11 protein-coding genes are annotated in these 14727 nt (G+C 48.5%); 6 read left to right on the forward strand and 5 right to left on the reverse strand.

Translation table 11 applies throughout. The features are described from left to right. Nucleotides 1-225: 225 nt before the first annotated feature. Nucleotides 226-2052, reverse strand: a complete 1827-nt coding sequence (gene htpG, locus FVR03_RS02350; RefSeq protein ID WP_147920159.1) for a molecular chaperone HtpG — start codon at nt 2050-2052, stop codon at nt 226-228. A gap of 286 nt (nt 2053-2338) precedes the next feature. On the opposite strand from htpG, the gene FVR03_RS02355 reads away from it, so the two are divergent. From FVR03_RS02355 to FVR03_RS02370, 4 genes are all read left to right on the forward strand, one after another. After that, entirely contained in the window at nt 2339-2662 is a 324-nt protein-coding gene (locus tag FVR03_RS02355) for a hypothetical protein (RefSeq protein WP_147920160.1), read from the forward strand. Nucleotides 2663-2832: 170 nt separating this feature from the next. Continuing rightward, nucleotides 2833-5196 carry a TonB-dependent receptor gene (locus FVR03_RS02360; RefSeq protein ID WP_147920161.1) on the forward strand — a complete coding sequence of 788 codons (2364 nt, stop codon included), beginning with the start codon at nt 2833-2835 and terminating at the stop codon, nt 5194-5196. An 83-nt stretch (nt 5197-5279) separates the two neighbouring features. Continuing rightward, nucleotides 5280-5852 (forward strand): hypothetical protein, encoded by a 573-nt coding sequence (locus FVR03_RS02365; RefSeq protein WP_147920162.1) that lies wholly within the window; start codon nt 5280-5282, stop codon nt 5850-5852. A 169-nt stretch (nt 5853-6021) separates the two neighbouring features. Further along, nucleotides 6022-6588 carry a hypothetical protein gene (locus FVR03_RS02370; protein WP_147920163.1) on the forward strand — a complete coding sequence of 189 codons (567 nt, stop codon included), beginning with the start codon at nt 6022-6024 and terminating at the stop codon, nt 6586-6588. 602 nt (nt 6589-7190) lie between these two features. On the opposite strand, the gene FVR03_RS02375 is transcribed toward FVR03_RS02370, so the two are convergent. From FVR03_RS02375 to FVR03_RS02385, 3 genes are all read right to left on the reverse strand, one after another. Beyond that, nucleotides 7191-7787 carry an NADH-quinone oxidoreductase subunit C gene (locus FVR03_RS02375; protein ID WP_147920164.1) on the reverse strand — a complete coding sequence of 199 codons (597 nt, stop codon included), beginning with the start codon at nt 7785-7787 and terminating at the stop codon, nt 7191-7193. A 110-nt stretch (nt 7788-7897) separates the two neighbouring features. Then, complete coding sequence (gene nuoB / locus FVR03_RS02380) at nt 7898-8440, reverse strand: NADH-quinone oxidoreductase subunit NuoB (protein WP_147920165.1); 543 nt, start codon at nt 8438-8440, stop codon at nt 7898-7900. 225 nt (nt 8441-8665) lie between these two features. Next, nucleotides 8666-9145 carry an NADH-quinone oxidoreductase subunit A gene (locus tag FVR03_RS02385; RefSeq protein ID WP_147920166.1) on the reverse strand — a complete coding sequence of 160 codons (480 nt, stop codon included), beginning with the start codon at nt 9143-9145 and terminating at the stop codon, nt 8666-8668. Between the two features lie 497 nt (nt 9146-9642). Between FVR03_RS02385 and FVR03_RS02390 the strand changes: the two genes are divergently transcribed. Next, the gene (locus FVR03_RS02390; RefSeq protein ID WP_147920167.1) at nt 9643-12288 is read left to right on the forward strand and encodes an ATP-binding protein; all 2646 of its coding nucleotides are present in this window, start codon (nt 9643-9645) and stop codon (nt 12286-12288) included. Nucleotides 12289-12592: 304 nt separating this feature from the next. Next, nucleotides 12593-12895, forward strand: a complete 303-nt coding sequence (locus FVR03_RS02395; protein WP_255474029.1) for a Dabb family protein — start codon at nt 12593-12595, stop codon at nt 12893-12895. Nucleotides 12896-13027: 132 nt separating this feature from the next. Here FVR03_RS02395 and FVR03_RS02400 read toward each other — a convergent pair whose 3' ends face one another. Beyond that, nucleotides 13028-14407: a sigma-54-dependent transcriptional regulator gene (locus FVR03_RS02400; protein ID WP_147920169.1), complete on the reverse strand. Its 1380-nt coding sequence runs from the start codon at nt 14405-14407 to the stop codon at nt 13028-13030. Nucleotides 14408-14727 lie beyond the last annotated feature (320 nt).

Below are 14727 nucleotides of genomic sequence, written 5' to 3' on the forward strand. Positions count from 1 at the left end.
AATTACAAAAACCAGGTGATGATAATTCTAACCAGCTGAATATGTTTTAGTTATAGTTGGACACTAATGACAAATTTTATTTAATATACTGAGTGCGTAACATCAGTAAATAATTGACTCTTCCACTCAACATAACTTAGCTGAATGTACTTAGCCGGGTAAAGCAAAAGAGGCAGCACCTTTTGGCGCTGCCTCTTTTGCTTTAAGCACGTCAGAAAAATTCTACTACTCTTTGTCTATCAGCTCTACACTGCGCTTCACAAAAGCAGTGAGGGCGGAGCCGGAGAGCATGTTCTGCGAAAGCAGCGCCAGATCAAACGCCTGGCGGGCAATGCGCTCTTTGTTCTCTTCTTTGGCCTTCAGAAGGCGCTGGTGCAGGCTATGGTTTGCATTTACTGTTACGTTGTAAGTGTCTGGCATGTCGCCCATAAACATCATACCGCCACCACCGGCACGGCTCATGTCTTTCATGCGGCGCATAAACTCAGGCATAGTAATTACCACTGGCGCATCGTCTGGCGACATGGCGGCTACTTCTACCTGCATGTGCTGGTTGTTAATGGCCTGCTCGTATACTTTCTTGATTTCCTCTTTCTCGGTATCGTTGAGCACACTCTCCTTGGTATCGTCTTTCTGAATCAGTTTGTCTATTGTTTCAGAGTCTACGCGCTTAAGGGTAGTCTTCTCCAGCTTCTGCTCCAGCAGGCCTATAAAGTGGCTGTCAATTACCGTATCCAGCTTCAGCACATCGTAGCCGCGGTTTAGGGCTGCTTCTACGTAAGCGTGCTGCTTATCGGCATCGGTTGTGTACAGCAATACCAGTTGCTCTGTTTTGTCGGTCTGGTTGGCCTGTGTCAGGGCTTTGTATTCTTCAAAGGTGTGGTTCTTGCCTTCGGTGTTCTGCAGGAGCACAAAGTCTTTGGCTTTCTCATAGAACTTGTCGTCGGAGAGCATGCCATACTTAATAAATACGTTTATGTCGGCCCAGTTCTTCTCAAACGTCTCGCGGTCTTTCTTAAAGATGTCGTTGAGCTTGTCGGCTACCTTTTTCGTGATGTAGGTATTGATCTTCTTCACGTTAGCGTCGGCCTGCAGGAAGCTGCGGCTCACGTTCAGCGGAATATCAGGCGAGTCGATAACACCGTGCAGCAGCATCAGGAACTCCGGCACCACGTCCTTCACTTCATCGGTAATAAACACCTGGCGCGAGTACAGCTGAATTTTGTTGCGCTGCAGCTCAAACTCATTTTTAATTTTAGGGAAGTACAGGATACCTGTCAGGTTGAAAGGATAATCTACGTTCAGGTGAATCCAGAAAAGCGGGGCTTCTGAAAACGGGTAAAGCTCTTTGTAGAAGTTTTTGTAATCTTCGTCTGTCAGTTCAGATGGCTGCTTTGTCCAGATCGGGTTCGGGTTGTTAATAACCTGCCCTTCGAACTCCACCTCTACCGGCAGGAACTTGCAATATTTGTTCAGCACCGTCCGAACGCGCTCTGTCTCCAGGAACTCTTCCGAATCTTCGGCAATGTGCAGAATAATGGTAGTACCACGATCTTCCTTGGTGGCTTCTGTAATAGCGAACTCTGTGCTGCCATCGCATACCCAGCGGGCTGGCTCTGTTCCGTCGCGGAACGATTTCGAGATAATCTCTACTTCGTTGGCTACCATAAAGGCAGAGTAGAAGCCCAGACCGAACTGACCGATAATCTGGTTTTTCTCACCGCCCTGGTCTTTGTAGCGCTCCACAAACTCGGTGGCGCCAGAAAAAGCAATCTGGTTAATGTATTTCTTTATTTCCTCGGCTGTCATGCCGATGCCACGGTCGGTAATAGTAATGGTTTTTGCCTCTTTATCTACGCTTACTACCACTTTCAGGTCGCCTTGCTCTCCTGTAAACTCACCAATACCGCCCAGGCGCTTTAGTTTTTGGGTGGCATCTACGGCGTTACTTACCAGTTCGCGTAAAAAGATCTCATGATCGGAGTACAGGAACTTCTTGATGATCGGAAAAATGTTTTCGGTGTGAATCGAAATATTACCTCTTTCTTCCATGTTTTTACCTTTAGTATATAAAATAAATGCTGTTGCTTAAACTTGCTTTCAGTTATCGCGTTTCAAATCCTGTTCCAGAGCTGCATTTGCTCCTGCTTCGTGACAGCTTGTCAGAATTTAGGATAAATGATTTTTTTTCTGACTCATTCTTCATGCTAAAACCTCCAGAATGGCACATTTATAGCTTATAACAGAGGTACTAGAGCACGAACAGCCGTTTTTAACACTTGTTCGTAAATGCAACAATGGTGAATTTATATTATATTTGCATGGTTTAACCAGATAAGTGCAACAAGTCAAATCCTATATCGCCCTTTTTCTACTGCTGCTCTTCGTGCGGGTATTGCTACCCGACGGACTGTTGCTGAGCCTGCACACCCATGAGCACACCTCACACGAAGTGCCCTGCGACGCTCATAAAGCTCAGGTAGATAAAAAGCACACACACTGCGATATAGAGGATTTGTTTGGGGCTCCGTTTCAGCCCGGCGTTGTGGCTGTTGAGTTTTTGCCACTTATACATGCCAGTACACAGCCCGGTTCGCAAGCAGCTAACTGGCAGCGCTGTGCCGTTTCTCATGCTTACCTGCGTGGCCCGCCTCTTGTTTAGGCGGAGTAACTTCTCCTTCTTTTCCTTCTAATTTTTCCGGGCTGTAGCTCCAGACCTTCTGGTGCCTATGTTGCTGCCCCTTTTCAAATTGTTATGCGCAACCTGTTTCTCTTCCTATTCAGAAGGAGAGGTTCCGGCTGTTGCCACCTGTTTACTATAAATTAGCTTACGTGTTTAAACTACCTGTTATTGGTAAGAACCTGCTGTTGCTGGTGTTGTCGCTCTTTTTGGCGCACGCCGGCCTGGCGCAGGATATGTACCTGGATCCGGAAGCGGACCTGGTGGAGCAGGACTGTGGCCTTACCTTTTCTGGTAAAGTTATAGATCACGATTCGCGCGAGCCGCTGATTGGCGCCACCGTGCTTATAACTGAACTGCAAAAAGCCGTTATTACAGATGAGTACGGCAACTACCATTTTCACCACCTCTGCCGTGGCTCCTATACGGTTACCACTACTTATATTGGCTATGAGGTTATCAGCACCTCGCTCAGGCTTACGTCTTCAGTGGTTCGGAACATGACCCTGCACGTAGATGCCAAAACGTTTGGCGCTGTAGAAGTAGTAGGCGGCAGAATGATAAAGCATACACAGGAAACAGAAACCCTGACCGGCAGAGAGCTGGAAGAGACCAAAGGACTATCGCTGGGCGAGTCGCTCAAAAAGCTGACTGGCGTAAGCTCTGTGCAAACCGGCCCAACGGTTTCGAAGCCTGTCATTCATGGTTTGTTTGGCAACCGGGTACTGATCCTTAACAATGGTGTGCGGCACGAGTCGCAGCAATGGGGAAACGAACACGCCCCCGAAATAGACCCGCTTAATGCCCAGGAGCTAAAGGTAGTAAAAGGAGCCGCCGGCGTACGCTATGGTTCTGACGCGATAGGAGGTATTGTGATGGTAAACCCCAAGCCGCTTCCCGACTCGGCAGGCGTAGCCGGTGAGGTGAACCTGATCGGGAGCACCAACACCCGCATGGGTACAGTGGCCGGTATGGTAGAAGGGCGGCTAAGGCAGGTGCCGCTAAGCTGGCGCCTGCATACTTCTCTTAAAAAAGCCGGAAGTGCCCAGGCCCCAGACTATAACCTGAACAACACTGGTTTTGAGGAGCAGAACCTGGCAGCCACTGTCGGCTATCAGCAGGAGCGCTTCGGAGCAGAACTGTACTACAGCTACTTCCATAGCAAACTTGGCTTTTTATCTTCGGCGCACATCGGCAACCTGACAGACCTGGCCAATGCCATTGGCCGGGAGCAACCCGAAGAGACGGGCAGCTTTACCTATACCATCGCGCGGCCTTACCAGGACGTAACACACCACCTGCTGAAGGCCAGAGGTTACTACAAAACAGGGGACCTAGGGGAATTACAGTTTACGTACGGGCTACAGGACAACAGGCGACAGGAGTACGACAGGCACCGCAACACCGGCGACACCCCGCAACTGGACCTCGACCTGCAAACGCACACCTCGGAGCTGGTGTGGGAGCATGAACCCATAGGTAACCTCTCCGGAACCATTGGTGCCACCACCATCTGGCAGAATAATACTTATGCTCCAAATACCAGAGCGCTTTTACCATTCTTCAAAGGACTTACCGTTGGTGCTTTTCTGGCAGAGAAGTGGCAGAAGAACAGGCTGCAACTGGAGGCCGGGCTACGCTACGACCAGAAAGCGCTCGACATTCAGCGGTGGGATGGTACCCGCGAGCTGCTGAAGCCGTCTTACACCTTCCATAATTTATCCGGAAGCTTTGGCGCCCTGTATGAGTTAGGCTACCATGTAACATTGAGTGGGCAGGTAGGCTATGCGTCGCGGGCACCGCATGCCTACGAACTTTTTGCCCGGGGGCTGCACAACAGCGCCGCCACCTACGAAGTAGGCGACCCAAACCTGGTCTCAGAAGCGGCTGTGAATACCATGGCAACCTTCACTTACCATTCTAACCCCCGGCTAAACGGGGAGCTTAGTCTCTACCACAATACCATTAACAATTACATTTACCTGCAAATTGCTCCGGAATATGCGTTAGGCGTACAAGGCGCTTATCTATATGCCAAGTACCAGCAGGCCGATGCCCGTTTCTGGGGTGCCGATATTATGGCAGATTATGCCCTCACCAGCCGTTTAACACTAATCAATAAAACATCGCTGGTGTATGCCATTAACCGCGAAACAGGAAACTACCTGCCATTTATAACCCCAAACCGAACAGACAATACGCTGCGTTACAGCTTCGATGACAACGGAAGTTCCTCTAAGCTAACAAGCAGCTACCTGGCACTGGGAGGCTTGTACGTAGCGCGGCAGAGCCGTTCAGATGCGCAGTCAGATCCTGTACTGCCCGCACCTGATGCCTACTTTCTGCTGCATGCCGAAATAGGGACATCGATACAACTAGGCAAGCAGCCCGTGGAGCTGGGGCTGGTAGGCAACAACCTGCTCAACACCACTTACCGCGATTACCAGAACCGCCTCCGGTATTTCTCCGATGAGATGGGCCGCATGCTGCTCTTTCGTGTTAAATTCCTGCTGTAGCCTTTGGTGCTAAAAGGCTTAACCTAACGCGCTGTGAGCACCGCTTTAAAAACTATTTTAAACTTAAAACTAAAACCACAACCATGAAAAAGTTATTCAGACCATACCTCGCATTTTTACTGATGGGCAGCCTGCTTGCAACCACCGCTTGTAAAGAAGACGAAGAGCCGGAGCCGGACCATGACCACGAGCTTATCACCACTGTTACGTTAACACTAGTTCCAACAGACACCAGCAAGCCCACCGTAACTGCTACCTGGGAAGACCTGGACGGCGTAGGCGGCACCCCTGCTACCATAGACGACCTGGTGCTCAGCGCAAATACCATTTATACCGGCTCTATTAGCTTCGAGAGCGAAGAAGACCACGGCGACCACAGCCATGGCCACGACCTGACAGACGAAATAAGAGAAGAAGGAGATGCACATGAGCTGTTTTATGTTGTTACACCACAAGGCCTTGTCTCTTTTGAAAAAACAGATGTAGATGACAATAATCGCCCGATTGGTTTAGAGACACGAGTAATTACAACAGGTGCCGGAACCGGTACCGTACGTGTGGTGCTGAAACATCAGCCTGGCCTGAAAAGCAACAACAGCGATATAAACACAGGCGAAACGGATGTAGACATTACCTTCAATACAACTGTGCAATAGCATTTGCTACACTACAATCAACAAAAAAGAGACGTTCTGCCAGAGCGTCTCTTTTTTGTTACAACTGTACCGAGAATGCTCTCTTTTGCACTTTTTTTATTATATTGCTAATAAAACATAGTATTAATCAGTTGTATTAAGCGTTACTTATTTACACAACCTATTCCATATGAACCAGACTTACTTTCTCAGCCGTTTATTCCTGTTTATACTTTCTGGAGTAGTTTTGCTTTCAGGATGCAAAAAAAGCAGCCCGGCGCCAACACCCGAGGATGAAAAAGAAATTATAACAACAGTGGTTTTGCTGCTGGTACCGGAGGGGAAAGGCCAGAATGCATCTGCCACCTGGAAAGATCCGGACGGACCTGATGGACAGGCTCCTTCTATTGAAAACCTTGTGTTGAAAGCGAACACCACCTACCGCGGCACTCTTACCTTGCTAAACGAAAGTAGCCCCAATACCCCTGTAGATATAACTGCAGAAGTAAGAACAGAAGGCCATGACCATGAAGTGTTTTATGTAGTAGATGGTGCCAGCCTTGCCATAACCAAAACTGACCTCGACCGCAATAACCGACCCATTGGCCTGGAAACTACTATGGCCACTACCTTACCAAGTGCAGGCAGCCTGCGCATCGTACTCAAACACCAGCCAGGTCTGAAACGCGGCAACAGCACTATCGAAACTGGCGAAACCGACGTGGATGTAGTTTTCCCTGTCTTAATTCAGGATTAGAACATTTAAGATGTTAGACGCTAGATGTTAGGTACTAGACCCGTTACAGGATCGGAGTCTTACGTAAGTTGATGGTTCATTTAACTTCACCCATTGAATCTCTGTTTTCCAAAGTAGCCATTAAGCAACTTAACAGTTAGAAGCCAGTGATTATTCTAACCCCATTTGTCTGTAGCTACTCCTTCTACTAATTGCGGCAGGAAACCACAAAGCGGACACATCTGCCAGGTGAACAGTTTGGAAATAAAATGGCTGAGCGTTCCGCGAGTGCGGGATGGGGCCCTCGATTTCTATTTTCTTGATTTTTTGGTTCTTTTTTTCTTGATACAAAAAGAACTAAAAAAATCAGGCTATGAAATAACTTTCCTATGCAAGTATGTTAAAAAGTACCTATGCGAACTTAGACTAAACCGCCAGTAGCCTCTGCTAACGGATTTTGCTCACAAGATCTTTCCAAGATGACAAAAAGTGGAGGTAGTACAAGTAAAAACAAGTATTTGTTGGCTGCCGCACTAAACCAATTATTCTAATCAAAACAGCCTTCCAAAGGCTGAATAGGCTATGGAAGGCCAAGGGTAGGAGCCATTATAAACAATATTTGCCTACTCCGGCTTCTCCCGTTTGTCGGAGAAAGGAGCAGGAGTGGTGGTGAGCCATTGCGGTTCGCTTTTGAAACCGTTATTTTCGTTGTGGTCGTCGTAAGGCACTTTTATGCCGTGGTAATAATCCTGCAGCTGGTAATCTTTGCGGAGGGGGTGGCCTTCCCAGTCGGCGGCGCAAAGAATACGGCGCATGTCGGGGTGCCCTGTAAAGCTGATGCCTACTAAATCGAACACCTCGCGCTCGTGCCAGTCGGCGGTGCGCCAGATGTGGCTTACGGTAGGCACCTGCGGCAGCGGCTCTGCCTCCTGCTGGTTGCGTGGCACGAGCACCTTCAGCATCAGGTGGTGGTCGTAAGGAATGGAGTAAAGGTTATAGATAACTTCCATGGTACCTGCTTCAGGGCCATTGTCGAGGCCGGTGAGGCAGGAGAGAAAGTCGAAGTAGGTTTGCTCGTTGTCGTGCAGTTGCAGACATACCTCGGCCAGGCGCTCGGTCTGCAGCACCAGGTAGGGCTGCAGGTTATCCTGCTTCTCAGCCACCACAACCTCCTGCCCAAACAGCTCCACAATCAAATTCCTGATTTCTTCGAACAACATAAGAGACGCTAGATGTTAGATACTAGATTTTAGATTTTTCAAGTGGTTAGAAGTCCCTCCGTATCCAAAAACTAATTTCTAATTTTGAATTTTGAATTTCTAATTTTGAATTAAACGCGTAGCGCCGCCTCCTGCTCCTTGCTTAGCTGGCGTTTTGCCATTAAAGCCTGTACGGCACGTGGAGCGCGTATAGTTTCTTTTCTGATGATCTCCTGCAGCTTCAGAAAGCCTCCTATCAGCGCTTCGGGGCGGGGCGGGCAACCTGGCACATACACATCAACAGGTATAATGCGGTCTACGCCTTTTACCACATGGTAGCCATGCTCCCAGTAGGGGCCGCCGCAGTTGGAGCACGAACCCATCGAAATAACGTAACGCGGCTCCGGCATCTGCTCATAAAGCCGCCGCACCCGGTCTGCCATTTTAAAGGTAACAGTGCCAGCCACAATCATCACATCCGACTGCCGGGGTGAGGCCCTGGGTATTACGCCAAAACGGTCTATATCGTAACCGGAGCTGTAAGCACCCATCATTTCGATGGCGCAGCAGGCAAGGCCAAAGCCCATCGGCCAGAGCGCCGTTAAACGCGCCCAGTTCAGCAGGTCATCTAACTTTGTAATTACAAGTCCGCCTTCTCCTGTCTTCTCTTCCATGGCATATTTTTAGATGCTAGTCTAGCGTAGAGCTAAATTAAAAATTAGAAATGATACCGAGTTTATACTTTAGAATTGCTGTTGGCGACTTATCATAAGCACAAGTACTCGCCCCATTACAAAACTTATGAATTAACCATTTAACCATGAAGCAATTTAACCATTCAGCCATTCAACAATTATTCAAATGAAAATGGCCTTCCGAAGGCTTTTGGGTAAAAAAGGTTACAGGCTCTGCTTATCGTTAAACCGCTGATACATTTCCATTGGTATTTTAGAGCGGCTTTTCGGAATTATGGGGTTCGGTTTAATCCAGTCGAGATGGCCTTTGGCCCAGGCATAGGCCAGCCCCAACACCAGCACCCCGATAAAAATGAACATCTCTATTAACGAAAACCAGCCCCACAAACCATCTGTAGCTGCCATTAAATCGCGACGGCCAAACACCACCGCCCACGGAAACAGAAACGCCAGCTCCACATCGAAAATAATAAAGATGAGCGCCACCACATAAAAACGTGGGTTAAATTGTATCCAGGAGTTCCCGACCGGCTCCTCCCCCGACTCGTAGGTTGCCAGTTTCTCCGGATTAGGGTTGTGCGGACGCAGCAGTTTGGCCGTAAACAAACCGATCACCACAAAAATAGCCCCGCCGATCAGGTATAGTAAAATGGTTCCGAAATCAGAATAGTACGTTTCTGCCATAGTGTTTGCAGCTGTTTGTACAAAGTTACAACGAAATTCTGGTTTCATGCCCAAATCTTACCAGTTGCCCTGGGCTAAGTACGTGGAGGTAAGTAGTATGAAACGAGTTGGAATCGATTCAAGAACCAGATTATGAATTATTCTAATGGAAATAGCCTTCAAAAGGATTTTGCCAAAAATTTCGCCAAGGGTCTTTGCAACAGATTTTATGTGTCTGAACTTAGTAGGCGTACCAATATAAAGCAAGCCGTAAATCGCACGTAACAAGGGCATATAAAACCACGTTCAGCTTGCAGGTTAGCAGCAGCCATAGTTTGAGTTCCCCAATTTTGAAGAGAAGCCACAAGCGCAGAAAAGCTTTACAAGCTGCTCTAATGGCTCGTAAACCCACTTTTCTTAAGAAATTTAATTTTCTCCTTCGCACAAAAAACTGCCATTATTGAATCTTATTTAAAAAGCCGCGTTCTACTTTTAGTTCAACATCCGTAAACAGCCTCATGCAATTATCCGGAGACAGTATAAAAGCAAAAGTAATTATCGGGTTTGGCCTGGCCATATCGGTGGTGGCAGTGGCCGTGTACCTGTTTTACGCCAGCTTTACGCAGCTACTCGGCTCAGTAGATGACCTGGCCAAACCAAATTACAAGCTGGCCAAACTCCAGCACATTCTCGCCGATATCGCCACAGCCGAAAGCTCCATCAGGGCCTACACCCTCACCACCGACGAAAAATATTTCAAGGCTTACATTAAGGAGCTTGAAGGCATAGACAATGAGGTAGACTCGCTGCGCCTGCTCATGAACCACAACCCGGCTGAGTTGGCCCAGTTAGACTCTATTGCGGCCCTCCTGCAGGAGAAGGAACTGAGCATGCAACGCTATGTTGCCCTCCGGAAGCAGGAACAGAAGGCGAGCTACTCCGACCAGGCACTTCGGAAAATAAATTCCAGGGCCAAAGCACAACCTGCTACCACCATTATAAAACGCCACACCACCACCACCATTTCTGATAAAGCTCCAGAGCCAGAAGTAGTTGAAACCAAGCCAGCCCAAAGCAGTAGCCGGCGTGGCCTGTTCAGCAAGATTTTCTCTAAAAAACAAGACGATAAAGAGGAAGAAGTTAAAGAGGAAGTGCCCCTGAAGCCGATCTCGGTGCCGCAGCTGCAGGTTAAAATGGATGTGTCGGTAGATACCAGTTCGGCTGCCTCATCGCAACAGGTGGCACAGGTAACCGAAATCAAGAGCATTCTGCAAACGCTTAAGCAGGAGGTAAGCAAGCAGGAGGCCATGCTTACGGCAAAAGAGCTGGCGATGCTGCAGCAAGACAAAGTGATTATGGACCGCATCAGGACGATGCTCTACAACCTCGAAAAAAGTGAGACGCAGCAGGCAAGCCTTAATGCAGAGAGTGCCAAAGCGGTGGTACACAAAAACTCCATGGTGCTGCTGCTGGTAGGTATATTTGGCCTGATTAGCAGTATTTCTTTTATTCTGATTATTCTGCGCGATATTACCCGCAGCAATGCTTACAAAGCCCAGCTCATTCGAGCTCAGAAAGAGGCCATTCAGCTTGCCCGTGCCAAGGAGGCTTTTGTAGCTAATATGAGCCACGAAATCCGGACGCCGCTGAATGTGGTGCTTGGTTTTTCGGAGCAGCTGCGCCACACGCCGCTCCAAACTACGCAGCAGGAGCACCTGCAGGCCATTAGCAGTGCCGGCGAGCACCTGCTGCATATTGTAAACGATGTACTGGATCTTTCGAAGCTCGAAGCTGGCAAGCTGCAACTGGATGTGGTGCCTTTCTTTCCGCAACAGGTATTGCAGGAGCTGGAGCAGGCCTTTAAACTGAAAGCCGAAACAAAAGGAATTACCTTTAGTTGCCAGACAGACCAGAAGCTACCGCAACAGCTGCTCGGCGATTCGCTCCGCCTGAAGCAGGTGCTCTTTAACCTCGTAGACAACGCCATTAAATTTACACACGAGGGGCAGGTAACCGTGCTGTGCAAGCTCAAGTCTCACCGCCGAAACCGGGTGGCGGTACAGCTGGAGGTGTCTGATACCGGCATTGGCATACCCATGGAACAGGCAGAACACGTGTTCGGAGAGTTTAACCAAGCCGACGGCTCTATTATCAGGAAATACGGCGGAACCGGTCTTGGCCTTTCTATCAGCAAGCAACTGGTAGAGGCGCAGAACGGTGTTCTGTCGTTGCGCAGCGAGGTAGGGAAAGGTACTACGTTTACCGTGGTATTGCCTTTCAGGGAGCTGAAAACCATTGAAGTGCCAGATACTGCTGATGCCACAGAAGATAACGATATACCGCAGCCGGTTCTGAAAGGAAAGCAAGTGCTGGTGGTAGACGACGACCCCTATAGCCGCACCCTCTGCGAACTTATGCTGAAGCGTTGGGGTATGCAGGGGCGCCTGGCCAACGACCCGAAACAGGCACTGAAACTTCTGGAACAATACACCTTCGACCTGGTACTAACCGATATTCAGTTGCCGGGCATGAGCGGCAAAGCGCTCGCCAGGATAATCCGTAAGAAGAATCCTGATCTCCCAATTCTGGCATTAACGGCTAACATTATGAGCCGCAACAAGGAGTTTTTTGCTAAAACCGGCATTTCCGATTACTTACTGAAACCCTATTCAGAGCAGGAACTCCATCAGAAGCTGAGTAAAGCGCTTCAGATAGTGAATCCTGCACACGAGCCGGAACCCGTTGCACAGGAACCTGCACCTGCCAGTATCTTAACTGCTGAAGCAACAACAACTGCTGAAGCAACAACGCAGCCTCTCTTCGACCTAACCGAAATAAAAGTTTTTGCCGGAGACGACAGTGCCGCCATGGCTGCTATTCTGGAAGTGCTTGTCGCTGATAATCGTCAGAATCTGCAATTGCTGCTAGCCGAGGCTTTGGCTGGGAACTGGCAGCAGGTGGGTAATATAGCTCATAAAATGCAGACTGCCTTTAAGCACCTGCACGCGCACTCGGTTACAGGGGCCTTGCAGGAACTGGAACAAGTCTTACACCAGTCTAAGCCAGCACCCGCTAATTGCCAGAAAGCCGTGGAGCATCTGCAGGACCAGGTACCTTTGCTACTGGCGGCGCTGGAACAGGAACTACCGGTTCCACAGGAATAGGTACTAACTACTCGCCATGCAGCTAATCAGGCAGCAGGTGTTCTGCCCGTAATTTCTGCCACTCCTGAAATACAACCAGCATGCAGCTACTTGTATTTCAGGAGAATTGCTTAACTTATGCCGCTAATGCGCATAAGTTAAAAAGTTGCTGCGCCTGCAGAATCCTGGTTTAGCTAACAACAAAATCCGCTATATGAATAAACTGTCAAGAAGATCATTTTTGGGAAGCAGTGCATTTTTGTCGCTCGTCGGCGTTTTTGGCCTTGTGCCCTCTCTGTACAAAACCAGACAAAAAAAGAAAAATATGTTTGTACACCATGTTTATTTCTGGCTTAAAAATCCAGACTCCGCAGCAGATAAGGCCAAGCTAATCGAAGGCCTGAACACCCTGAAAGGTATTAAGCAAATAAAAATGGCGCATATTGGTGTGCCTGCCAACACGAACCGCTCTGTTATTGAACGTGGCTATGCTGTGTCGTGGCTTCTATTTTTCGATAACCAGCAGGAGCAGGATGTGTACCAGGAGCACCCGGTGCATTTGAAATTCGTGGAAAACTATTCGCAGCTGTGGGAGAAGGTAATTGTGTACGACTCAGTAGACGCCTGACACAACATACCCTTGACTCAAAAGGCCTTCCGGAAGCAAAAAATACTTTCGGAAGGCCTTTTTCATTTGAATAATTCGATCGGACTGGCAGCAAAAGATCAAGCTTCTAATGCAGCTAAGCTATCTTTCCTGCTACGCCTCTATGTTATACTGCCGCAGCTTATTGTAGAGCGTTTTACGATCTATGTTCAAAAGCCGGGCTGCTTTCGACTTGTTATATTTTACCCGCTCCAGCATCGCCAGAATCAGTTCCCTCTCGCTTTGGCCGGTAGCGCTGCGAAGGTCGGTAGCCAGTTGCGGCTCTGGTTCTGCTGTAAAAGATGTAGGAGCAGCAGCTACAAACGTAGGAGCCGGCTCTACAATTTCAGGAGGCAGTTGCTGTAAGGTTATCTGATTGGATGTTGCCAGTAATACGGAGCGCCTTACCACATTGCGCAGCTCACGCAGGTTGCCCGGCCACGCATAATTCTCCAGTACAATAGTCGCTTCCGCATCAAAGCCAGTAACATTTCGCTCCAGTTCCTGGTTAGCCTGTTGCAGAAAATGTTCGGCAAACTGCATAATATCCTGGGTTCGTTCACGAAGTGGGGTGGTGTTTATTTTAAATTCGTTCAGCCGGTGGTATAGGTCTTCTCTGAATTCGCCACGGCTAACTGCCTGCACCAGGTCCTCGTTTGTAGCCGCTATTATGCGTACATCTACCTCGGTGTCGGTGGTGCTGCCAATCTTCTTTACCTTCCGCTCCTGCAGTGCCCGTAGCAATTGCACCTGCACCTCATACGACAGGTTCCCGATCTCATCCAAAAACAGGGTGCCGCCACTGGCAGCTTCAAACTGGCCTTCTTTGTTGTTCAGGGCTCCCGTAAAGGCTCCTTTTACGTAACCAAACAATTCGCTGGCTGCCAGGTCTTTAGACAGTGCGCCACAATCTATGGCTACATAAGGTTTGTCGTGGCGTTTGCTGCTAAGGTGTATTTTTCGGGCTACAAATTCTTTACCGGTTCCGCTCTCACCCTCTATTATCACCGACATGTTGGTGGGCGCTATCAGGGCAATGTAGTCTTCTATTTTGGCTGCTTCGGGGCTGCGGCCGCTTACAAAAGCAAAATTACCCGATACGCCTGCACGTGCTTTGCCTGCTGGCTCTTCAGCCTTTTTCTGCAGGGCCTTCTTTATGGTGAGCAGTGTTTCGTCTGGGTTTATGGGCTTTGTAATATACTCAAAGGCACCCATTTTAATGGCTCTCACTGCCGTTCGTATATCGGCATAAGTTGTCATGAGTATAACGGGCACAGTGGTAGAGTAAACTCGTATCTGGCTCAGCAGCTCTATTCCGTCGCGGTCGGGTAACCTAAAGTCGGTGAGCACCAGATCGAAGGGCTGGCCTTTGAGCAGCCGAAGCCCCTCTTCGGCTGTATAAGCCGTTTGAACGTTATATTGCTGCTTCTGCAGAAAAGTCCGCAGCATCAGGCAAAACGTTGGGTCGTCGTCGATTAAAAGTATGTTCGGCATAAATCAGCAGAAATATACGTATATCCGCAGGAAAGGACGTACGAATTTCGGTCTGGCCTAACTTTTTCTATTCAAATAAAGAACTGCTCTCTTCGGCAATAGTATTTTCACCCTTGAAGGAGTACAAGGCGTGTAGGCCCAAAAATGCTTTGGAAGGCCTATTTCATTTAAATAATTCTACTCAGAAACAAGAAGGGGGTGGTACGGCTATACCAGAGGTAAATTAAAAAAACGGATATTATAAAACAAGAAAACCTCCACAGTGGGAGGTTTTCTTGTTAGTTTGGGTTGGCTATTGGTTGGCTTTGGCTAAAAGCTGA

The sequence above is a fragment of the Pontibacter qinzhouensis genome, from assembly GCF_008017455.1.
GTDB lineage: Bacteria > Bacteroidota > Bacteroidia > Cytophagales > Hymenobacteraceae > Pontibacter > Pontibacter qinzhouensis.